The organism is Acinetobacter sp. ANC 3929, from assembly GCF_000369405.1.
Lineage (GTDB): Bacteria > Pseudomonadota > Gammaproteobacteria > Pseudomonadales > Moraxellaceae > Acinetobacter.
Map to the genome: position 1 here is coordinate 500,435 of NZ_KB849998.1, position 22,952 is coordinate 523,386.

The 22,952-nt window shown below is 42.0% G+C and carries 22 protein-coding genes, 2 tRNA genes and 1 pseudogene; 14 read left to right on the forward strand and 11 right to left on the reverse strand.

Annotated features, from left to right (window positions below; all coding sequences use genetic code 11):
* Window positions 1-133: 133 nt before the first annotated feature.
* A complete protein-coding gene (locus tag F909_RS13900) occupies window positions 134-1,021 on the forward strand; it encodes an SDR family NAD(P)-dependent oxidoreductase (RefSeq protein ID WP_004803857.1) in 888 nt (295 codons plus the stop codon).
* 64 nt (window positions 1,022-1,085) lie between these two features.
* Here F909_RS13900 and F909_RS13895 read toward each other — a convergent pair whose 3' ends face one another.
* Window positions 1,086-2,183, reverse strand: coding sequence for an SDR family oxidoreductase (locus F909_RS13895; protein WP_005147406.1), 1,098 nt, complete (start codon window positions 2,181-2,183; stop codon window positions 1,086-1,088).
* Between the two features lie 104 nt (window positions 2,184-2,287).
* On the opposite strand from F909_RS13895, the gene F909_RS13890 reads away from it, so the two are divergent.
* Complete coding sequence (locus F909_RS13890; protein WP_005147409.1) at window positions 2,288-2,665, forward strand: MerR family transcriptional regulator; 378 nt, start codon at window positions 2,288-2,290, stop codon at window positions 2,663-2,665.
* A 212-nt stretch (window positions 2,666-2,877) separates the two neighbouring features.
* Window positions 2,878-4,170, forward strand: coding sequence for an MFS transporter (locus F909_RS13885; protein ID WP_005147414.1), 1,293 nt, complete (start codon window positions 2,878-2,880; stop codon window positions 4,168-4,170).
* A gap of 51 nt (window positions 4,171-4,221) precedes the next feature.
* On the opposite strand, the gene F909_RS13880 is transcribed toward F909_RS13885, so the two are convergent.
* A complete protein-coding gene (locus tag F909_RS13880; protein ID WP_005147416.1) occupies window positions 4,222-4,998 on the reverse strand; it encodes an HD domain-containing protein in 777 nt (258 codons plus the stop codon).
* Window positions 4,999-5,350: 352 nt separating this feature from the next.
* Between F909_RS13880 and F909_RS13875 the strand changes: the two genes are divergently transcribed.
* Entirely contained in the window at window positions 5,351-6,658 is a 1,308-nt protein-coding gene (locus F909_RS13875; protein ID WP_005147419.1) for a CitMHS family transporter, read from the forward strand.
* Window positions 6,659-6,886: 228 nt separating this feature from the next.
* Here the strand turns inward: F909_RS13875 and F909_RS13870 are convergent, their stop codons facing one another.
* The 4 genes from F909_RS13870 to F909_RS13855 all read right to left on the reverse strand — a co-directional run bounded on the left by F909_RS13870 (window position 6,887) and on the right by F909_RS13855 (window position 11,442).
* On the reverse strand, window positions 6,887-7,204 hold the full coding sequence (locus F909_RS13870; RefSeq protein ID WP_005147421.1) for an AzlD domain-containing protein: 318 nt from the start codon (window positions 7,202-7,204) through the stop codon (window positions 6,887-6,889).
* Window positions 7,201-7,914: an AzlC family ABC transporter permease gene (locus F909_RS13865; RefSeq protein WP_032877776.1), complete on the reverse strand. Its 714-nt coding sequence runs from the start codon at window positions 7,912-7,914 to the stop codon at window positions 7,201-7,203. Before F909_RS13865 ends, F909_RS13870 begins: the two co-directional genes overlap by 4 nt.
* 77 nt (window positions 7,915-7,991) lie before the next feature.
* The gene (locus F909_RS13860) at window positions 7,992-8,822 is read right to left on the reverse strand and encodes an AraC family transcriptional regulator (RefSeq protein ID WP_005147424.1); all 831 of its coding nucleotides are present in this window, start codon (window positions 8,820-8,822) and stop codon (window positions 7,992-7,994) included.
* Between the two features lie 265 nt (window positions 8,823-9,087).
* The gene (locus F909_RS13855; RefSeq protein ID WP_005147425.1) at window positions 9,088-11,442 is read right to left on the reverse strand and encodes a Tex family protein; all 2,355 of its coding nucleotides are present in this window, start codon (window positions 11,440-11,442) and stop codon (window positions 9,088-9,090) included.
* A 339-nt stretch (window positions 11,443-11,781) separates the two neighbouring features.
* Between F909_RS13855 and ompR the strand changes: the two genes are divergently transcribed.
* The 3 genes from ompR (at window position 11,782) to F909_RS13840 (ending at window position 15,828) form a co-directional block, all read left to right on the forward strand.
* On the forward strand, window positions 11,782-12,546 hold the full coding sequence (gene ompR / locus F909_RS13850) for an osmolarity response regulator transcription factor OmpR (RefSeq protein WP_004657337.1): 765 nt from the start codon (window positions 11,782-11,784) through the stop codon (window positions 12,544-12,546).
* Window positions 12,547-12,563: 17 nt separating this feature from the next.
* The gene (locus F909_RS13845; protein WP_005147426.1) at window positions 12,564-14,018 is read left to right on the forward strand and encodes an ATP-binding protein; all 1,455 of its coding nucleotides are present in this window, start codon (window positions 12,564-12,566) and stop codon (window positions 14,016-14,018) included.
* Between the two features lie 295 nt (window positions 14,019-14,313).
* Entirely contained in the window at window positions 14,314-15,828 is a 1,515-nt protein-coding gene (locus F909_RS13840) for an acetyl-CoA hydrolase/transferase family protein (protein WP_005147428.1), read from the forward strand.
* A 53-nt stretch (window positions 15,829-15,881) separates the two neighbouring features.
* Here the strand turns inward: F909_RS13840 and F909_RS13835 are convergent, their stop codons facing one another.
* From F909_RS13835 to F909_RS13820, 4 genes are all read right to left on the reverse strand, one after another.
* A complete protein-coding gene (locus F909_RS13835) occupies window positions 15,882-16,619 on the reverse strand; it encodes a class I SAM-dependent methyltransferase (RefSeq protein ID WP_005147432.1) in 738 nt (245 codons plus the stop codon).
* A gap of 96 nt (window positions 16,620-16,715) precedes the next feature.
* Window positions 16,716-16,791, reverse strand: a tRNA-Phe gene (locus tag F909_RS13830).
* A 140-nt stretch (window positions 16,792-16,931) separates the two neighbouring features.
* Window positions 16,932-17,007 (reverse strand) — tRNA-Phe (locus F909_RS13825).
* A gap of 100 nt (window positions 17,008-17,107) precedes the next feature.
* Window positions 17,108-17,485, reverse strand: a complete 378-nt coding sequence (locus tag F909_RS13820) for a GNAT family N-acetyltransferase (protein ID WP_005147436.1) — start codon at window positions 17,483-17,485, stop codon at window positions 17,108-17,110.
* A gap of 104 nt (window positions 17,486-17,589) precedes the next feature.
* Here F909_RS13820 and hisB point away from each other — a divergent pair, with 104 nt between their 5' ends.
* The 6 genes and pseudogenes from hisB to F909_RS20755 all read left to right on the forward strand — a co-directional run.
* Complete coding sequence (gene hisB, locus F909_RS13815) at window positions 17,590-18,183, forward strand: imidazoleglycerol-phosphate dehydratase HisB (RefSeq protein ID WP_004803817.1); 594 nt, start codon at window positions 17,590-17,592, stop codon at window positions 18,181-18,183.
* Window positions 18,183-18,800: an imidazole glycerol phosphate synthase subunit HisH gene (gene hisH, locus F909_RS13810; protein WP_005147438.1), complete on the forward strand. Its 618-nt coding sequence runs from the start codon at window positions 18,183-18,185 to the stop codon at window positions 18,798-18,800. Before hisB ends, hisH begins: the two co-directional genes overlap by 1 nt.
* Before the next feature lie 156 nt (window positions 18,801-18,956).
* On the forward strand, window positions 18,957-19,502 hold the full coding sequence (locus tag F909_RS13805) for a DUF805 domain-containing protein (protein ID WP_005147442.1): 546 nt from the start codon (window positions 18,957-18,959) through the stop codon (window positions 19,500-19,502).
* Window positions 19,503-19,589: 87 nt separating this feature from the next.
* A complete protein-coding gene (locus F909_RS13800; RefSeq protein ID WP_005147444.1) occupies window positions 19,590-20,258 on the forward strand; it encodes a 3'-5' exonuclease in 669 nt (222 codons plus the stop codon).
* 84 nt (window positions 20,259-20,342) lie between these two features.
* Window positions 20,343-21,074 carry a 1-(5-phosphoribosyl)-5-[(5-phosphoribosylamino)methylideneamino]imidazole-4-carboxamide isomerase gene (gene hisA / locus F909_RS13795; RefSeq protein ID WP_004803807.1) on the forward strand — a complete coding sequence of 244 codons (732 nt, stop codon included), beginning with the start codon at window positions 20,343-20,345 and terminating at the stop codon, window positions 21,072-21,074.
* Window positions 21,075-21,126: 52 nt separating this feature from the next.
* Window positions 21,127-21,318 (forward strand): annotated as a pseudogene (locus tag F909_RS20755) (sodium-independent anion transporter); the annotation flags it as partial.
* Between the two features lie 64 nt (window positions 21,319-21,382).
* Here F909_RS20755 and F909_RS13790 read toward each other — a convergent pair.
* On the reverse strand, window positions 21,383-21,934 hold the full coding sequence (locus tag F909_RS13790; RefSeq protein ID WP_005147448.1) for a helix-turn-helix domain-containing protein: 552 nt from the start codon (window positions 21,932-21,934) through the stop codon (window positions 21,383-21,385).
* A gap of 90 nt (window positions 21,935-22,024) precedes the next feature.
* On the opposite strand from F909_RS13790, the gene F909_RS13785 reads away from it, so the two are divergent.
* Entirely contained in the window at window positions 22,025-22,939 is a 915-nt protein-coding gene (locus F909_RS13785) for a DMT family transporter (protein ID WP_005147449.1), read from the forward strand.
* The last annotated feature ends 13 nt before the right edge of the window (window positions 22,940-22,952 follow it).

The window sequence follows — 22,952 nt, forward strand, 5'->3', positions numbered from 1 at the left end:
ATACATTATTTTTCAAAGATTTACACTAGACAAACAAAAAATATCGGTTAATATTACATCAAAATAAAGTGCAGTGCTTAATCGTAATAAGAAGGCATTGCAAACAACAGCGTGATTAATGTAGGTAACTTACATGAATGCAAAACTCAAAAAACTTTTTCAGCAAAAAGTCGACGGTAAAACAATCATTGTCACAGGTGCATCAAGTGGTATTGGTTTAACGGTTTCAAAATACCTTGCGCAAGCAGGTGCACATGTCCTCTTACTTGCCCGTACTAAGGAGAAGTTAGATGAGGTCAAAGCAGAGATCGAGGCTGAAGGTGGAAAAGCGACAGTATTTCCATGTGATCTCAATGATATGGAATCGATTGACGCAGTTTCAAAAGAAATCCTAGCGGCAGTAGATCACATTGATATTCTTGTGAACAACGCAGGACGCTCTATCCGTCGTGCGGTACATGAATCCGTTGATCGTTTCCATGACTTCGAACGTACCATGCAGTTAAATTACTTTGGTGCAGTACGTTTAGTCCTGAATGTTTTACCGCACATGATGCAGCGTAAAGACGGTCAAATTATTAACATCAGCTCGATTGGTGTTCTTGCCAACGCAACTCGTTTTTCTGCTTACGTTGCCTCTAAAGCTGCATTGGATGCATTTAGTCGTTGTTTATCTGCGGAAGTTCACTCACACAAAATTGCGATTACCTCTATTTATATGCCTTTGGTGCGTACTCCAATGATCGCACCAACCAAGATTTATAAATATGTACCAACGCTTTCACCAGAAGAAGCAGCCGATTTAATTGCCTATGCAATTGTGAAACGTCCGAAAAAGATCGCAACCAATTTAGGTCGACTTGCATCGATTACCTATGCAATTGCACCAGACATTAACAACATTTTAATGTCGATTGGTTTCAACTTATTCCCAAGTTCTACCGCGTCTGTCGGTGAGCAAGAGAAGTTGAATTTAATTCAACGTGCCTATGCGCGTTTGTTCCCTGGTGAACACTGGTAATCCATTTTGAACATTCAAAAACAGCCGATCTTTTGATTGGCTGTTTTTTTATTAGAAATAAGTTCTAGCTGGTTTGGTTGATCCAGTCGGTGGTTTTACGGATCGCTGCTTCTAAATTTCTCGTCGAAATCTGCCAACGTTGTTGAAACAGTGTCAATCGTTCTCGATCCAACTGTTCTGTTCTTAGAAAACTCAGCATTTCCGTGGACATTTCTAATTTTTTTGCCAACCATTGCCACTTTAAAATAAATCTCAACAACCCAATCGGCACATGTCTGGTTGGTGCATTTACCTGTAATTGTTCTGCAATCATTTGAGTGAGTTTGTGCAAAGCCAGATTGTTTTCACTCACAGCCAACATCGCTTGATTCGACAAAGCCATATCCACAGAAGCACTGACCATTATCCGACATAGGTCATCGACACGTACTAAAGGAAGATAATGTTGAGCCGTTGCAGGAATTGCACTCATTTTCCCTCGCTTGAGCAAATCAATCATTTGCGCGATCGGCTGATTTATAGGTATTTCACCAGACACATCATCGCCAACAACAGTTGCAGGGTGAATAACAGTCCAGTCCACAGATAACTGTTGTGCCTGTTGTATCCATGCAAAATGTGCTTCGATCTTGGACGCTTCATAAGCCCCCAAATATTGATAGACAGATTGCCACTCGGTACGATCAGGTTGTTCAAGGCAGATCCCTGCTTGCTGTAAATGGCTCGTGATCGTCAACATATAACCCGAAACATGTACCGCACGCTTTAAAGCACAATGTTGATGAACACAATTCAATAAATTCAGTGCTCCCTCCACATTTACAGCCCGTGCTTGTTGGCTACTCAAGTTCCATGCAAATAGTGCACTACTATTATATAAGGTATTCACGGTGCTTAATTGTTCCCAATCTTGTTCACTGATGGCAAGCTTGGGCTGTGTCACATCACCCTGAATAAAAGTCAGTTGATCCAGTGCGACTTGGTGTTGGCTAAGCCAATCTGTCAGTATGGCTTTTTGCACATCCTTTTGACGCAGTACTGCAAAAACCTGATGTCCCTGCCGCAACAATTCAGCAATCAGATAGCGCCCAATAAATCCCGTCGCACCTGCGACCATCGCCACTTGCCTGTCTTGCTGTGATGTTAAATGTTGAATTTCCATCTCGAGTACCCTTTTTGTTGAATGTAGGCACAGGCTAAAGGATGGAGTACACTCAATGGTCAAGTGATTTTTTAGCACTTTCAAGAATAATAAGGAGGATCACCATGTTAATTGGACAGTTGGCCAAACAGACTGATTTAAGTCGGGATACCATTCGTTTCTATGAAAAAATGCAGCTGATTCAATCCATCACCTGTAATAATGGCTATAAAGATTATTCAGAACAAACACTGCAACAATTACAACTGATTCGTACAGCGAAAAATTTGGGATTCTCGCTGAATGAGATTAAACAGATTTTAGCGATGACAGCAGAGGATGAAATTCCGGCCACACAAGTACAAAGCATTTTTCAAGACAAGTTAGCTTTGATTGATGAGAAGATTGCCCAACTTCATCAAATCAAAATCATGTTAAGTAGATTTACTCAGGGTGAAGCTTGTCCTTTACGAAAAGATTGTCCTATTCCAGACCTAAATTAACTGCTTTTCAATTCATTAAAATATCAGCATTGACCATTCTGACATTTCTGATCTCTCTCAAAGGGTTAGCTAAAACACATCTGATTCTCCCCATATAAAAATCCATTCATAAAAAGCATACAAAATAGTGCCATTTTCATCCTTTTTTAGCGGTATATAACATTCTGTAAAGATTCAGTTACAGAATCTTGCTTGGTTAAAAAGGATCAGATATGAGTCAGACATATAGCAAGGAAGAAAGAAGAAGTCGCATCAAAGGTATTGTCGGTGCGGCATCAGGGAATTTAGTTGAATGGTTCGATTTCTATATTTATGCCGTTTTTGCTGCCTATTTTACCCACGCATTGACCGCTCCAGATATGGAACCAACCACCAAAGCCATTTATGTTTGGGGGGTGTTTGGGGCCAGCTTTTTTATGCGCCCAATCGGTAGTTGGCTATTCGGACGGATTGCTGACCGTCAGGGTCGTAAGCAGTCCATGGTCATTTCGATCTGCTTAATGGCACTCAGCTCATTTTTATTTGCAGCCTTACCCACTTATGATCAAGTCGGCATGTGGGCACCCTTTTTACTGCTCATGGTTCGGTTACTGCAAGGCCTATCCGTCGGTGGTGAGTACGGTGCTGTTGCGACCTATATGAGTGAACTGGGTTTAAAAGGTCAGCGAGGCTTCTTTGCATCATTCCAGTACGTTACCCTTTCGGGTGGTCAATTACTTGCCAGTTTACTCGGGGTGATCTTGCTTGGTTTTATGACGGAACAGCAACTCAATGATGGCGGTTGGCGTATTCCTTTCGTGATTGGTGGTATTGCAGCATTATTGTCGTTACTGGCACGTAGTCGTTTAGAAGAAACCTTGTCCCATGAAGATGCTGACCGTGAAGAATCAGGTAGTTTAGTTGCCCTGCTTAAGCAGCATTGGAAAACCTTTTTATTGGTTGTCGGTTATACCTCAGCAGGTTCACTGACCTTCTATGTGGTCACTGTTTACTCTAAAACCTACCTCACCAATATTGGTATGGATGGCAAAACGGTTGGCTTTATCATGACCACAGCGCTATTTGTATTTATGTTGGCACAACCGTTGTTTGGTATGTTGTCAGATCGTATTGGTCGTCGTGCTTCCATGTTGGCATTCAGTTTACTCAGCGCGATCTTTATTTATCCCGTCATGGTGACAGGCATGCGCAGTTTTGCTGATTCCCCTGTCATTATCACACTCCTACTGATTTTCTTGATGATGTTGCTGAGTTTCTATACCTCAATCAGTGGCCTAGTCAAAGCTGAAATGTTCCCGCCACATGTCCGTGCTTTGGGTGTCGGCTTTTCTTATGCTGTCGGTAATGCCTTATTTGGCGGTTCTGCACCATCGGTGGCGTTATTATTTAAAGATGCAGGCATTGAGAATACCTTCTTTGTCTATGTGATTATCATGCTGATTATCTGTTTCTTATGTAGTTTGGCTTTACCGAAAAAGCCTGAATATCTGGAACATGATCATTAACTATATTCTGTCGTGAACAAGAACCACTTTTGTAAAAGCAAAGGTGGTTTTTTATTTGGAGGTTGATTCCACATAAGGATTCAGATTCACCAGATGCTTAAATCCACTCTGCACCACCATCGCAGTACGGGATCGAGGACGTTGCATTGCTTCTTGTTGAGTAAATTCAATCATCATTCGATTAAAATCAAGCCGAGGATATTTTTGTTGTAATTGCTGTCGAAACTGTTTTGAAAACTCAAAACCACGACTGCCAATCACATCACAACTGGCCGCCTGTTGCAGCAAATGTGCTTCAACACCCTCTTTCAATGCGACATGAGGATTCATATGCATACTGATCACATCAAAAAGTTGATCGGCTCGTGCTGGTTGCCAACCCTGTTCGAGTGACCAATCTCTTGCGGCATAAGCCCCCTGTCCTGCAAAACAATGACAATGTTGTTCATGCTGATAATGCGGTGCAGTCATTCCCAAATCATGCAACAAACACGATATTGCCAAGAGCTCATCATCACGCTGAAGATCTTGCATCTTGGCAAAAGCAACGGCGTAACACCATGTCCGAAAACAATGATTTTGCAAGGCATCCGAACTACAAGACTGCATTTGCTCTAACGCCTGCCGTACGTCTGAACTATCAGGCAAGCTAAGATTATCCAGACTCAAGTCGTGCTGAACAATCGATCTGCTACGATTCGCCAAACTGTACATTTTTATACTCTGTTTTAGCACAGGCAACAGGCTATGACTCAACAGTGCCATACGATCTTTTAAGGATAAATCACCCGAAGTTTGTCTCATCCAAGCTTGTCGACCAATTTGCATTTTCGTCCCCTTAAAAAATTAGAGTAATTACTCTAATTTGATTTTTACTTGAACGAAACACGAATGTCAAAAGGATTGCGATTGGATTTTGGGGTTTTACCCCTCGCTTTCATACTTGATAAAAATCATTTTTTCACACACTTATCACGTAATTTAAAAATTAGCTTGAGTCATATTTTTATATAAAATTAAACATTTTGTTCATTTAATCCACTTTTTGCGTAGTTTTTATTCTTATTTTTAAGAATTAGTTAAGTTTTTATGCATAATGGACGGCGCTTCGTTTTTTAATTTTTGGTGTATTTTTAACACTTTTCCAATGACAAGAGGTTACAACTTAAGGGAGTAAATAATGCTGACGCTGATCGGTATTCTAATTATTGTGACAATTGTCGTGCTGCTGATGTCTGGGAAAACCAGTCCAATTGTAGCGATGTCGATTGTTCCTCTTATTGGCGCCCTCATTGCTGGTTTTTCGATTAGCGAGATTTCTGGCTTCTTTGAAGCTGGTCTAGCCAAAGTGACCAAAGTAGCGACGATGTTTTTATTCGCTATTTTATTTTTCAGTATATTAAAAGAATTACATGTCTTTGACCCAATGATTAAACGCATGGTTCAAATGACGCGCGGCAATGTTGTGATTGTTGCGGTCATGACCACTGTGATCGCTGCAATTGTTCATCTGGATGGCTCCGGTGCTGCAACCTTTCTAATTATTATTCCTGCCTTATTACCACTCTACCGTAAACTCGGAATGAGTCCCTATCTGATGCTATTGCTGATGGCAGGTAGTATGGGTGTGATGAATATGGTGCCCTGGGGTGGACCTTTGGGACGTGCTTCTGCTGCGACAGGTTTAGATGCTGCCACACTTTGGCATAGCCTGATTCCCGTTCAAGTGATTGGTGTTGCAGGGATGATGGTATTTGCCGTATTCATGGGATTACGTGAGAAAAAACGAATTCTCGCAGCTCAGTCTTTCGGTACTACCCCATTTGAACAAGACTGTATGGCCAAAGACCTTGCCGAAGATATCCAAGAAGATGCTCAACCCAAAAACCTGTGGTTCAACTTGGGACTGATCGTTACTGCCATTATTTGTTTGGCATTTGGTCTATTCTCTGCGCCTTATGTGTTTATGATCGCCCTTGCACTGGTATTGATCATCAATTTCCCACAACCGAAAACACAGATTGAAGTGATTGGTCGTCATGCACCACAAGCATTAAGTATGGTTGCGATCATTTTTGCTGCGGGCGCATTTCTTGGCATTCTCTCTGAATCTGGGATGTTGCAATCGATTGCCTTGGATTTAATCAAAATTCTACCAAGCACATGGATCGGCAGTTTACATATTCTGGTCGGGATCTTAGGTGTACCGATGGACATCTTTACCAGTACCGATGCCTATTACTTTGCGCTGTTACCGATTGTGCAGGAAGTTACTGCAACGGCCGGTGTCAATGCTGACTCGGTGGTATATGCCATGGCAATTGGCAATAATGCAGGAACTTTTGTGAGTCCATTCTCACCTGCAACTTGGCTTGCCGTCGGATTGACAGGCACCGATATGGGACGCCATTTACGATATTCTTTCGGTTGGATCTGGTTATTCAGCTTCTTCACCTTAGGTGCTGGCTTCTTACTGGGTCTTTATTAATCCTTACCAAAATAAAAAAGCATACTTAGGTATGCTTTTTTATTTTGGGGATTTGAAATCTTCGCTTAGCTACAGAAAATCACGCTTATATTTTAAAATCTGATTTTTAAGAGTTCGTCTAACCAATCTATAAAATCTTGAAGCGCTCTTTTCAAAGCCAAACAGGAATTTGGCGGTGTTGATATCGTGATTAATAGGGTTGTGATGGTTTATCCATCCCAAGCCCATTTAATTTAACCCATAGACCAAGGCATAAAAACAAGCCAGACTCAGGATAATGGTCAGCAAGGTATGTTTAACCTTGTAGGCAATCACAACGGTTATGATCGTGGCAAGGAAATATGGATTGAATAAAGTCGAACGGAATGCACCGTGCTCGTCCATAAAGACAATCGGTGTTGCAATTGCAGTCAGCAAACACGGTGCAGAATATTGCAATGACTGCTGAAACCATTTCGGCAATCGCAACGGAATATTCGGTTCCAGCAGAATATATCGATTCATAAACACCACTAAAGCCAAAGTAATTAGAAGAAACCAAGTCATGCCGCACGCTCCTGAAGATTCTGTAAGCAGGTCGCTGTCAACATGCCGATCACACCGGCCAAAATAGCTGCACTCTTAATCCCTAAGCTCAAGAAAACCAAGGTTAACAGCACGGATACCAACACACCGACTAAAGTATTTATGTTTTTAATAAACGGAATAACGATGGCGATAAAGGTCGCAACAATCGAAAAGTCCAAATGATATTGATCTAAATTTGGCACTGAAGCTGCTAATAATACGCCACATAGACTAAACAGCACCCAGCACAGATAAAAACAGCTACCTGCTCCAAGCAAATAATAAATATAGTGCTGTTGTTTTTTAATGCTTACAGCAAACAATTCATCAGTCAGCAAAAAACCCAGCATCAATCGATACTTCAGCGGTTGCTTGGAAATGTCCTCACGTAAATACAGTGCATATAAATAATGCTGCGTAGTAATCAGAAATACCGAAATGATGATGGTGAATACAGGCGTTCCAGCCATCACCAAACCTAAGGTCATCAATTGCGCTGCACCAGCAAAAACCAAAGCTGACATGCCAATCGCTTGTAGGGTCGTCAGTCCCGCCTGTATTGCCATGGAACCCGCAAGCAGCCCCCAAGGTAGAACTGCAAAACATAGCGGCAGTATTTTAATCACACCGTTTAAAAATGCCCGAGATGCGGTCATTGGCGTGTTATCCGTTATGGTCTCACTCAACATCAAAATCACAATTGCTCATAAAAGACATCATCACTATGCCAAAAATTGATAAGTGAGAATTGTATAAAATTGCTGTTTTATTTGAGGTAAGTGATATAACCGCCAGGTGTAATACCAAATGTCTGACGGAAATGCCGACTAAAATGACTTTGATCCGAGAATCCACATTGTTGTGAAACCTCAGATAAGTTAAGTCCTTGTCTTAAGAGTTTTTGAGATTTTTGCAAGCGTGCCTGCACCAACCATGCGTGGGGTGATAGTCCCACATGTTTTTTAAATTGACGTAAAAAATGCCACTGACTCAGATTAGCCATCTCAGCAAGTGCAGCCAATGAGAACTCCTGCTCTGGCATGCTTGCCATCAACTCTTTAATATTTAAAATTCGCTGCTTGGCATTACTCAAGTCCGTTGTTTGTGGCTTGACCTGACTGTATTTAGAAACCAACCATGCAATAGTGGATAAGAATAAGGTTTGTTTTAATAACGTATTGTTAGGCTGTTCCAATAAATCGAACAGTAATCGAAATTGTTGGGCTAAGCCTTCATCATGCAAAACGGCATCTCTAAACCACGGTGCTGTCCCATGTACAGTGGTGAGATCGCGTGTTAGTTCATGAAAGATTTCAGGGGTCGGATAAATTGCACGATAGCGCCATCCAGTTTCTACCGCAGAAGAGCCTGTATGAACCTCATCGGCATTGACCAGAATAATATCACCTTGTGGTGCAACATGATTGCCACCTGTACGATAAAAGCGTTGCGCTCCCTCTTCGATCACGCCAATGCAAAATCCTTCATGAACATGTCGTGAAAACTCCTGCTGATAGTAACTTGCTTTCAACATTTCCAAACCACCCAGCTCTTCTAGGTGTAAGTAATCGACTTGTTCACGAGGTCTACGTGACATCACGACCTCCTCTGAATTCTTTGCATCGTGTCAGGTTAACGCGATTTAGATAGATTTATAGAACAAAATTGCTGTTTGTTGATTTTATCTGAATTCGTGGATATTTCTTAATTTATAAAGCATGGATTAATTAATGTGATAAATGTACTACCAAATGGTATGCCAACGATCTGGTAAGACTCCAATAAATACTTCCACAATCAGAACTAGAAAATCACACACTCAAAATAAAAGCCTCCGAAGAGGCTTTCATTTATTGGATTAATTACTTAGAACCCTTAATCCCAGCTTGCAATAACAAAGCACCTAAACCACCAATTTTTTGCTCTTGTGGTTTTTCAGTTTTTGGCTTGTTATTCTGCGGACGCTTAAAGTCACCTTCTTTACGCGGTGGACGTTGACCTTGTGGCTTACGCTCTGAACGTTCTGCACGATCTTGTGGCGCACGTTGTGGACGCGCTGCTTTTGCAGGTGCAGAACCTTCCGCACGCATACTCAAGTTGACACGATTACGCTCTACATCAACCTGCATCACACGCACTTGCACAATTTGACCTGGTTTCACCACTTTATGCGGATCAGAGACAAACTCATTTGCAAGTTCAGAAATATGCACTAAACCATCTTGATGTACACCAACATCAACGAAAGCACCAAAGTTAGTCACATTGGTCACTACACCTTCAAGCTGCATACCTTCAGTGAGTTGAGCAACTTCAGTGATGTCTTCGCGGAACTTCGCTGTACGGAACTCTGGACGTGGATCACGGCCTGGTTTTTCCAATTCAGCTAAAACGTCTTGGATGGTTGGTAAACCGAATTTGTCATCCACAAATTCATCTGCTTTCACTTGGCGAATGATTTCAGTATTACCAATAATGTCTTTTACCGTCGTCGCTTTGGCAGCAACAATTCGTTCTACCAAACCATAACTTTCAGGGTGAACTGCCGACGCATCTAATGGTTCAGAACCATCTTGTACACGCAAGAAGCCTGCCGACTGCTCAAAAGTACGCTCGCCTAAACGTGGCACTTTTTTCAAAGATTGACGGTTATCAAAACGACCATTTTCTTTGCGGTATTCAACAATTTGCTGTGCGATTGCTTTATTTAAACCTGCAATATAAGCCAGAATCGCTGGAGAAGCTGTATTTACATCCACGCCTACAGCATTCACACAGTCTTCAACCACTGCATCCAATGTTTTTGCCAAACCTGCTTGGTTCACATCATGCTGATATTGACCTACACCAATCGATTTAGGATCAATTTTAACGAGTTCAGCCAACGGATCTTGTAAACGACGTGCAATTGAAACCGCACCACGAATTGAAACATCCAATTCAGGCAACTCTTGTGAAGCCAATTCACTTGCAGAGTAAACCGATGCACCCGCTTCACTGACAGTAATACGTGTAAGTTGCAGATCAGTATTGGCAGCCATCATTTCTGCAACAACAGCTTCGGTTTCACGACTTGCTGTTCCGTTACCAATTGCAATAAGTTCCACGTGGAACTCTCGACATAAGCGTGCAAGTTCTGTAATAGAACCTTCTTTATCTTCTTTCGGTGCGAACGGATAAATAGTGCTGTGCGCAAGAACATCACCGGCATTGCTCACTACGGCAAGCTTCACGCCTGTACGGATACCAGGGTCAACACCTAAAGTTGTACGACCACCAGCAGGCGCAGAAAGCAATAAATGACGCAAGTTCTCAGCAAATACATCCATTGCTTCAGCTTCAGCAGCCAAACGTTTATCCGTTAATAATGAATGTTCGATTTGCGGACGAATCTTGCCTAACCAGAATAGCTTTGCCGTTTGCTTTAAATAATCTTGACGCGTTTGTGGTTGAATTTGTTCAAGATTGTATTCAGTTTCAATACGAGCCAATGGTGCATCATCTTCACCATCAACTTTCAAACCCAATACATTTTCTTGACGACCACGTAACATTGCCAATAAACGATGCGACGGCACTTTGTTCAGGTTTTCAGAAAATTCAAAATAATCACGGAATTTCTTGCCAACTTCTTTCTTCTCTTCAGAAGCCACTGTACTTTTCAGTGTCGCAGTTTTAGCAAAAGTTTGTTTTAATTCTGTGGTTAAGGCAATATTTTGCGCCCAGTCATCAATCAAGATATGCTGAATTGCATCTAGTTGGCTTTCAACATCTGGATAGTCTTCGTGACTAAAACCAGCCAATGCTTCAGTTGGATCAACTTGTTCTGCAATAATTTTTTCTGCAATGATGCCTAAGCCAGCTTCTCTCGCTTTAAATGATTTGCTGGTCCGTTTTGGACGGTATGGAGCATAAATTTCTTCTAATGCGTTTTTAGTCTCAGCTGCATTTACACGCGCCAATAAATCATCGCTTAATTTATCTTGTTCTTGTAAAGATTGGATCACCTTCTCACGACGCTCAAATAAATCACGTAAATATGTTAAACGTGTATCGAGTTGACGTAATTGCGTATCGTCTAAGCCTTGCGTGACTTCTTTACGGTAACGTGCAATAAAAGGAACGCTAGCACCTTCATCAATTAAACGAATAGCAGCTTCTACTTGGTTTGGACGTACGGCAAGTTCATTTGCCAACTGCTGAACTAAGTCAGTCATCGTGATTGATTCCACAAGGGTTAAGTCTAAAAGCACTGATTATAAAGTTCATGGCTATAAAATCCACCATTGTTTTTTTGAATATTGTGCAAGTAGATTATGCAAATCGCCGAATGTTTCTAAAATACCAAGATTTTTTCGCCTAAATATTGAAAAATAGATTGATTGTCATAATTTTGCCTGTATATATTTGGTATCTATCTCTTGATTTTATTGGCAATATTTGTTGCTTTATAACATAGCCAAAACTGTGCAATGAATCGTATACTCAAAGGTCTATTGATATTTCACAATCGCATTGCATAAAGACGATGACAATAAACGATAAAGGAGCACATCATGAGTTTAGTTGTACCTGCCGAATCGACGGAAACTGTACACCATGAGACAGACCGGGTCGAACGCATCTTAGTGGTCGATGACGATGTGCGCTTGCGTACGCTGTTACAACGCTTTTTAGAAGACAAAGGCTTTGTCGTAAAAACTGCCCATGATGCAACTCAAATGGACCGTTTACTACAACGTGAATTGTTCTCGCTGATCGTGCTCGATTTTATGCTTCCTGTAGAAGATGGTTTAAGTATCTGTCGTCGTTTACGCCAGTCAAATATCGATACCCCAATTATTATGCTGACAGCGCGTGGGAGTGATTCTGATCGTATCGCGGGCCTTGAAGCAGGTGCAGACGACTACTTACCAAAACCATTCAACCCAAATGAATTGCTGGCACGTATTCGTGCGGTATTACGTCGTCAAGTGCGTGAAGTACCTGGAGCACCAAGCCAACAAGTTGAAGTGGTGAGTTTTGGTCCTTGGTCACTTGACCTTTCTACTCGTACCTTAACCCGTGAAGGTCAAGTCGTTACCTTAACCACAGGTGAGTTTGCGGTATTGAAAGCATTGGTTCAGCATCCTCGCGAACCACTGACACGCGATAAATTGATGAATTTGGCACGTGGCCGTGAATGGGGTGCGATGGAGCGCTCGATTGATGTCCAAGTCTCTCGTCTACGTCGTTTAATTGAAGATAACCCTGCTCGTGCACGCTATATCCAAACGGTATGGGGTGTGGGCTACGTTTTTGTTCCAGATGGCGCTGAATAAGCTTAGGAAATAGAACGTTGAAACTTGAACCAATTGATCCACAAGAATTTACTGAGTTCTCGGCTTATTCTGAAAGGCCACGAACCCAATGGGAACGTTTTTTAGATAAAATTAAACCACGTTCCGCAGCCATGCGTACGACCATCTTGGTCTTGTTCATGGTATTTTTCAGCCTGTTTATGTCCTTGTGGTTCTTTTGGCGCACCCTCTATCTTCCCGAGTTACAGCAACACGCCCGTTATCTCGCGATTGAATTAGAATTGGTCAATAACCCAGATATCCGTATTCTGCATCGCGATAGTGAAGTCGATGTCGACACATGGTTAAAAAACCGTATTGGCATTGAATACGTGACCGATCCGAAAGAGTTCCCCAGAGTTGAAGACAAATTCTTGGCGGAACTGTTTACCAATCAGATCGAATCTAAACTGGCGAAAGAGCTCGGTGTAGAAAATGTCACAGTTTATTTTAAATTTAAACCGATCCCCCGTATTTGGATTCAAACACCAGAGATGAATGGAAACTGGGTGAGAGAGCCACTCAAAACCTATACCAACTATAGCGTAGAGTTGATTGCTGCGTGGTTATTTGGGGTTCCAATCGTATCTTCCATCATTATTTTAATTTTAGTTCGACAAATGAACCGACCTTTGCGTCGTTTACAAAATACGGCCAATAATTATAGTAAAACAGGCAAAGCACCCTATCTGGATACCAATCATGGTCCACTTGAAATCCGTCAGGTGAACCAAGCTTTTAACCATATGGTATATACCCTTGAGCAGACCGAACGTGATCGCCAAATCATGTTGGCAGGTATTTCCCATGATTTACGCACGCCACTGACACGTATCCGCCTCACCGCCGAAATGCTGCCCGACGAGTTTTTCCGTGAAGGTCTAATTTATGATGTAGATGACATGGATGCGATCCTGAATCAATTCATTTCCTATATGCGTGATGGTTCGGATGAAGAGTTAACAGACACTAACCTCAATACGTTATTGCAAGAAGTAGTAGTGCAATTCAAACCACTGGATATCCGTTTTCAGGCGCAGGAACTGCCGATCATCCCTGCCCGTAGCCTGTCATTAAAGCGACTCATTGCCAATTTGGTTAATAACGCTAAGCGTTATGGTGCAGAGCCGATTGAACTCTCTGCAAGCCATGTCGATGATCATATTTTGATTACAGTTGCCGATCATGGTGAAGGTATTCCACCTGATCAAGTGGAAGAGTTAATGCAACCCTTTGTTCGTGGCAATTCCGCACGAACCATTCAAGGCAGTGGTTTGGGCTTGGCAATCGTGAAACGTATTGTCGATATTCACCAAGGACAAATCAGCATCCGTAATCGTGAACAAGGTGGCTTGGAAGTGGTGATTTCCCTTCCAATCAATATCGTGCCAGAGGAAGAATCTCAAAATAACGCAATCGACAAAATCAAGCAAACCTTGACAGGGCGCTTTTAAAAAATACACTTAAGTGCCTAACACCCCAATCTCTTCGACTAAAGTCTTCAATCAAAATACCACCTGATTGAAGATTTTTATTCGTTGAATAGCACCTCATAAGCATGGACCAAAATCCAAGCCTGCATTTGTTTTCTACATAAATTCAATCAAATATCACACAGAAAATAGCCTCTTACATCGCAACTGAATAAAGCGTATTCACCTGTATTAGACCTTAGCCTTATTTCAATCCACTTTTCATGTTTTAGCGATAGAATCCATAACCAATGAAAAGCAATATTGAGAATGGATGATGTCTTTAAGTCGTATTCGCCTTGCGTCGCTGCACGACAAGGTAATGAGTGCAGAGCAGGCAGCTCAGTTTATTAAAAATGATATGACGGTGGGTATGAGCGGTTTTACCCGTGCTGGTGAAGCGAAAGCTGTACCACAAGCACTGGTTGAACAAGCGAAAAAGAATCCGTTAAAAATCACATTAATTACGGGTGCAAGTCTCGGCAATGACTTAGACAAACAATTGACTGAAGCAGGTGTTCTTGCCCGCCGCATGCCATTCCAGGTCGACAATACCTTACGTCGCGCGATTAATAACGGCGAAGTGATGTTTATCGATCAGCATTTGTCTGAAACGGTCGAGCAGATGCGTAACCAGCAATTGAAACGTCCTGATGTTGCAGTGATTGAAGCAGTGGCGATTACCGAAGATGGCCATATTGTTCCAACCACCTCTGTCGGTAACTCAGCGAGCTTCGCCATTTTTGCAGAAAAAGTAATTGTTGAAATCAATACCTCTCTTAGTGAAAACTTCGAAGGTCTACACGATATTTATATCCCGACTTATCGCCCTACTCGTACGCCATTGCCTTTAACTCAAGTGGATGACCGCATTGGTTCGACTGCGATTCCAATCGATCCGGCAAAAATCGTGGGTATCGTATTCAATGACACAGCAGATTCACCATCAACTGTGACCCCACCTGATGCTGAAACTCAAGGCATCGCGAACCACCTGATTAAATTCTTTGAAAAAGAAGTCGAAGAAGGTCGTTTAGCGAAGAATCTAGGGCCTTTGCAAGCAGGTATTGGTTCAATTGCCAATGCTGTTTTAACAGGACTTAAAGATTCGAATTTTGAAGATTTGGTGATGTATTCGGAAGTACTTCAAGACTGTACTTTTGAATTAATTGATGCAGGTAAAATGAAGTTCGCTTCAGGCAGCTCAATCACCTTATCGGCACAATGTGGCGAACGTGTTTTTGGTAACCTTGAAAAATACAAAGACAAGCTGGTCTTACGTCCACAAGAAATCTCAAACCACCCTGAAATTGTGCGTCGCCTAGGCATTATCGGGATTAATACTGCACTTGAGTTCGATATTTACGGTAACGTGAACTCAACGCATGTCTGCGGTACCAAAATGATGAATGGTATCGGCGGTTCAGGTGACTTTGCCCGTAATGCTCACCTTGCGATCTTCGTAACCAAATCCATTGCCAAAGGTGGCGATATTTCATCGATCGTGCCGATGGTCAGCCATGTCGACCATAATGAACATGACGTTGATATTCTGGTTACCGAAGTGGGTCTAGCTGATTTACGCGGCTTGGCACCACGTGAACGTGCGCGTGTCATTATCGACAACTGCGTACATCCACTTTATCAAGGTGCGCTCAATGATTACTTTGATCGTGCTTGCGAACGCGGTGGCCATACCCCGCACATTCTTCGTGAAGCCTTGTCTTGGCATGCCAATTTTGAAGAAACAGGCCATATGTTAGCGCCTGTAGATATTGCTAAATCAGCTTAATATCTCTCTGGTTCTTCATCAAAAAGCATGCTTCGGCATGCTTTTTTATTTTCCTATCCTGAAACAGCTAAGCGCCCGACTCTAAGTAAAATTGGAAAGCGAATCCCAATCGGCTGCTGGATCTGTAAAAGATCTTGTAAGCTCGCCAAAGGGCTGACATGCAGCTGATCTTGGTAATGCTTTACCGCAGACCAAGTATTGAGATAACCCCAGAGCTGAAGCCCTGTCCATGTCAACTCAATCTGGAACTGCGGCATTGCGATTTCCTCAAAGGGAAATGGAATGGTTTGATAATGCTCATCGATATAACGTCGCTCTGCATCCCAGAAGCCATTTAAAGTCTCAAAATAGAGGCGTTCTACTCGATTATTTAAATCCTGATCATCAAGCTGTAATAGACCATAGCCGATGACTGCAAAAAGACCATCTGGCTTTAATGTCCGTTTCACTTCTGCATAAAATTTTTCAAAATCAAACCAGTGAATCGCCTGGGCAACAGTAATTAAATCAAAAGACTGATCTGCAAATGATGTCTGCTCTGCGGCTTGTTGCACATACTGCACATTAGGCAATGCGGGTGCTTGATCTAACTGATTTTGACTTAGGTCTGTGGCCATTACAATTTGAAAATGAGGAGCTAGCAACTGGGTCAGTTGCCCTGAACCAGCCCCACAATCCCACGCACTCTCAAAGCCATTGAGCTGCTTTATTAAGCAGTTTACTAATAATTGTGGATAAGTTGGCCGCGCCTGTTGATAAAGTTCACTTTGCTCAGAAAATAAGTCTTTCATAGCGGTCTATTCTTAAAATTTTTGACTCAGTTTTAATATAGCAAAATATTTTAAATATAAAAAAACCCCAAACTTTCGTTTGAGGTTTTTTGAATATGGTGGCGAGACCCAGGATCGAACTGGGGACACACGGATTTTCAATCCGTTGCTCTACCTACTGAGCTATCACGCCGATGGGGTGTATTAAGCCGTATCTCAGCTGAATAGTCAATAATTATCATGGGCTTTTGATTTAAATGCACATTTTTCATGCAATCAAATTTCGGGTAAAAAAAATCCCTGATGGGATCAGGGATTGAAAATACAAATTTATGGTGGCGAGACCCAGGATCGAACTGGGGACACACGGATTTTCAATCCGTTGCTCTACCTACTGAGCTATCACGCCAAAGTGGGCGTATTAAACAATGTTTGTCTCAGCCCGTCAAGCAAATTTGTGGATTTTTCTCTTAAGCGCTTAATTTTGCTCCAAAGTAGCAACCCAAGCCTTAGATTTTGCCGATATGCGATAAACAGCGATGGATTGCCCCACAACCTGGCTCAAATTGTTTAACCCCCTGTTCTTCCTCCATACGGCAAACTTCTTCAACCAAACGTTCTGCAACCCCACGGCCACGATTGGCTGGATGTACCACAATATATTCCAAAACACGGCTTTCACCTTGTCCTGTCGCCCAAATTGCACCTATAATTTTGGTGTTAAATTCAGCAGTATAAACTGTGGTATATTGCTGGAGATTTTGTTCAAGTTGTTCCATTGCATCTTGCCCATCGCCAAACTCTGGGCTGGTATCGTAAAGTCGCTCTAGCTGAGTACGAATTCCTAGATTATCCAGAGAACTGTAAGCATGTACGGTAATAGGCATTGATTAACCCTCCTGAGCAAACTATGATGCTGTCACTTTTTCGTCACAGCGAAACTATTGGTTTTTAATTCAATCATTTTTGACGTTTTTTGAGGAACGTGTCCATGACGCAACGTATCAGTGAAGTGGTAAGAAATACCAACGAAACAAAAATTCGAGTTCGTCTCAATCTCGATGGTACTGGTCAAGGCACACTCAACACTGGAGTTCCATTTTTAGACCATATGATTGATCAAATCAAGCGTCATGGTCTATTTGATATCGACATTCATTGCGATGGCGATCTGGAAATTGATGACCATCACACTGTCGAAGACTGTGGAATCACCTTGGGGCAAGCGTTTGCGCAAGCTTTAGGCGATAAAAAAGGCTTACGTCGTTATGGGCATTTTTATGCACCATTAGATGAAGCACTATCTCGTGTTGTGGTTGATTTGTCTGGTCGTCCAGGTTTGTTTATGGATATTCCATATACGCGTGCCCGCATCGGAACCTTTGATGTCGATTTATTTTCAGAATTTTTCCAAGGTTTTGTCAATCATGCGCTGATGACATTGCATATCGATAACCTGAAAGGCAAAAATAGTCACCACCAGATTGAAAGTGTGTTTAAAGCTTTAGCACGTGCATTACGTATGGCATGTGAAATTGATCCACGCGCAGAAAACACCATTGCTTCGACTAAAGGTAGTTTGTAATGACCCGTATTGCTTTACTTGATTACGGCATGGGCAATCTACACTCTGCGGCAAAAGCCTTAGAGCATGTCGGTGCAACAGTTGATGTCACTAATGATCCTAAACTGATTGCCAAAGCGGATAAAATTGTTTTCCCGGGTGTCGGTGCTATGCGTGACTGCATGCAAGGCATGCGTGAGGCAGGAATTGATGACGTGGTGCATCAAGCCGCATTCAACAAACCTGTTTTAGCGATCTGTGTAGGTATGCAAGCTCTGCTACAACGTTCGGAAGAAAATGGTGGTGTAGATGCATTAGGTATTTTTGAGGGTGTGGGGAAACACTTTCCTGAAATTCCTAATTTAAAAGTGCCACACATGGGTTGGAACCAAGTGCATCAACTTGATCCAAGTCACCCCATGTGGAATAACATTGAGCAAGATGCACGTTTCTACTTTGTACATAGCTATTATGTGGAACCTAAAGACACCTCAATCATTGCAGCAACCTGTGATTACGGCGTGAATTTCTGCACCGCAATTCACAAAGACAATTTGTTTGCGACCCAATTCCATCCTGAAAAAAGTCATACCGCTGGTTTGCAGTTGTTAAAGAACTTTGTGGAATGGAAGATTTAAGCTTCGCTCATACAGATCAAGTCCTTTGTTATGACTTGATCTGTTATTCATAAAATAATTTAAGCATTAATTTTTAAAAAATTTCTTTAATATTCTAGTGCATAATACATTTTTTAAGTTTTAAAACCCCATAAAAACACTTAGATAGGAATAACAATGAATTTATCAACTCAAAGCGTGGATCATCCACTCAGCCCTAAAGGCCGTTTTGGTCGGCTTTCCTATGCAGCTTGGACATTTTTAAGTTCAATCATCGCAGTGATTCTCATTTTTGTCTTGGCATTTGGCGCTGTGCTCGTGACTGGTGGCAATCTCGAACAAGGGCAAGATTATCCAATCTTCGCAATTGTCCTATTTATCATTCTCTATATCGTGTTCATCTATTTTTCTTTTGTATTTACTATTCGTCGTCTACATGACCGAAATCAAACAGGCTGGTTGTCATTATTAGCCATTGTCCCCTTTGTAAATTTTATTTTCATTATTTATCTGCTCTGTGCCAAGGGAACAGCAGGCGAGAATAAGTTTGGTGGTGAACGTGAAACATCAGGCTGGGAAAAAGTCTTGGGCTGGATTTATATTGTGATTATTCCACTTGCCGTCATTTTTGCCTTAGTAGGCAGCGCAGTTCCTGCATATCAGGAATATGTGCAAAGAAATCAGCAAGCTCAGATTGAGCAACAGATAAATCAAGCTAAATAATACGTTATTATTACTAAGCCGAGTTCCGACTTGGCTTTTTTATTTCAATAAAACCCTTTAAGCTCAATCAAACGCTTTGAGCTTTTAATGCAGATGGATACGCCTCCACACACCCCTCCTTTAAGCAAAGAACAAATCCGTGCATTGCCTGCATTTCTCAATCTAGCTACAGATCGTATCTTGGTGATCCAAACGCTTGAACAGTGCAAGGCAATTCAAGCTGAGCTCTCTTCTATTCAGGTCTTTGGTTTTGATACTGAATCCAAGCCAACTTTCAAAGTTGGAGAGAAATCGACAGGTCCTCACCTAATCCAGCTCGCAACGCCAAACAAGGCTTATTTATTTCAAGTCCGTGCTGAAATATTAGATTTTCTCAAACCGATTCTCGAAAATGAGCTACAACTCAAGGTTGGTTTTGGACTAAAAAATGACACCCATATCTTCCGCGGTAAAAACATTCACCCCAATGCAATGATTGATTTATCCAAGAGCTTTTCAAGTTTTGGTTATCGTAGCCAAGTCGGCATCCAAACGGCAATCGCACTCCTGTTCCAACGTTATTTTGCCAAAAGTAAAAAAGTCAGTACCTCAAACTGGTCTGTTAAAGATCTCAGCCCGCAACAAATCAATTATGCCGCCGCAGATGCCTATGCAGCATTACTCTGTTTCGAGCAACTGTATCAGCAACAATTGCTGACATCACAATTACTGCAACAAATCAGGAGAATACTGGAAGGTTCAGCAGACAAAGCTTAGTGATTGATCAATACTTTGCTAATATAGGGCCTGTTGAACAAGCCTTAATAATTTAAACCCTATGATGACGCAAGGAGCGAAAGCATGCTAATCATCCCAGCAATTGACCTGAAAGATGGTAAATGTGTCCGTTTAAAACAAGGACGTATGGAAGACGATACCGTTTTCTCTGAAGATCCTGTAGCAACTGCACAACATTGGGTGGATGAAGGCGCACGTCGTTTACATTTAGTCGATTTAAATGGTGCTTTCGCAGGTACGCCAATTCATAAACCAGTCGTTGAAGCAATTGCCCGTGCACAACCTGAACTTCCGATTCAAATTGGTGGTGGTATCCGTTCACTCGAAACCATCGAACACTATTTGGAAGCTGGCGTTTCTTTCGTGATTATTGGTACCAAAGCCGTGAAAGAGCCTGAGTTTGTTGAAGAAGCATGTAAACGCTTCGCAGGTCATATCATTGTCGGTATTGATGCAATCAATGGCATGGTGGCAACCGATGGTTGGGCCAATGTGACTGATGTAAAAGCGACTGACCTTGCTAAACGTTTTGCGGATGCAGGCGTATCAAGTATTGTCTATACTGACATTGCCCGTGATGGCATGATGCAAGGTGTGAATGTTGAGCAGACCGTGAACTTGGCCAACTATTCAGGTCTTCCTGTAATTGCTTCTGGTGGTGTCACCAATTTGGATGATGTGCGCAATTTAAAAGATAAAAAGGGAATTCTAGGTGCGATTACAGGTCGTGCAATCTATGAAGGGACCTTAAGTCTTCGTGAAGCGCAATTATTGTTAGACCAGCAATCTCTCTAATCATTTTATGCTCTAGTTATTGTAACAATCGCTAGAGCTTTATGAGCTTGGCCTGACAGGTGTATTGTTGTCGGCGTTATTCCTTACCAATAAATGAGAACTAGACATTCGTGTTGAGCGCTATTTTGAAGATTCTGCACGGGTATGATCTCAACGCAAAGGGGTACAAATCAGCGTTCGAGGTCTGAATGAAGCCAGCTCGATCATGATTGATAAATATGGCACTCATCAAAGCTCAAGCTAAGTTTGCAAACATAGCCATAAATCCTACAGGTGCTTAAGCAATCAACATTAAGTTTTTTTTACACTTAATAAATCACGTTCCGCATAAAGCGAACGGTGCTATTTCCTTGATTAAGATAGCGATAATTAATAGAACTCTCAAATAAAATCGACTCTCCTGCCTGAATCACTCGATTTTCATATTCAAACGAAATCGTCAACTCTCCATCCAGCACGTAAATCAACTCTTGCCAACCCTTTTGATCTGGCTCAGCCTGATACACCTCTCCCACAGCCAATGACCATGTCCATAATTCAACTTGTGTTTGGGTTGGCACTGCAGCCAAAAGCGTGGCATGGCTTTCAGCCTGTTGCCCCTGCCAAGCCAAGGTATTGACGATAGCAGATTCACTCAAGTCTGCTGGGCTGACCAGCTTTTTAAAATCGACAGCTAATGCAATTGCAATCGCATCAAGCTTGGCCAAACTAATATTGACTTGACCTGTTTCCAAAGCAGCAATCGTACGGCGACTGACGCTTGCCCGATCTGCCAAATCTTGCTGACTGAGCTGACGTTCTGTACGAAAGAGACGAATATTCTGTCCCACATATTGCAATACCGTCTCTGAATGACTCATTCATTCCTACAGTGAAAATAAAAAATATGCGCAATATATTGCACAAAGCTAACAAGCAATGCAATATGTGCAGTATATTGCACTTTATTTATGAGGGTGGCTGTATTGACCGCTTTGTCTCAATCTCCTAAAGCAGCACAATTCGCGCTTATTTTTATTACCATGATTTGGGGCGGCACGTTTCTAGCAGTGCAATATGCCCTGAATTTTAGTAGCCCGATGTTTTTTGTCGGCTGTCGTTTTGCTGTCGCAGCTTTGGTGATCTTTTTAATCTCGCTTAAATCTATGCGTGGCTTGACCCTAAAAGAGGGCTTGGCAGGTACAGCGATCGGGATTCTGATTGCTATTGGCTATGGCACTCAAACCATTGGCCTACAAAGCATTCTCAGTAGCGAATCCGCCTTTCTAACTGCACTATATGTACCCTTAGTACCTATTTTAATGTGGATAATCTTCCAAAAGATGCCTTCTATGATGACTTGGGTCGGTACAGCACTGGCCTTTACGGGTTTAATCTTGTTAACGGGCAATGGCTTTTCCAGTATTAACTTTAGTTATGGGCAAGTACTCACCCTCATCTGTGCCTTTGTGATTGCGCTCGAAATTATCCTGATTGGTTATTTTGCGGGGAAAGTGAATCTAAGACGGGTCACGGTAATTCAACTGGCAGTCGCTTCATTCTTATCTTTTTCCAGTATGCCTTTGGTTGGTGAACATAGTATTCCTAACTTCTCATGGGGATTGCTGATGATTGCAGTGGCACTAGGCTTAGCCAGCGCATTAATTCAATTTGTGATGAACTGGGCTCAACGCATGGTGGACCCAACGCGTGCTGCGATTATTTATGCGGGTGAACCAGTTTGGGCGGGTGTAATCGGCCGTATTGCGGGAGAACGTTTACCATTATTGGCATTGTTTGGAGGATTATTGGTGGTGCTTGGCGTTTTGGTGAGCGAATTAAAATTTAAATTTTTTGCGAAGCAACAACTGCCAGAAAATAAATAGATATAGGGAAGCG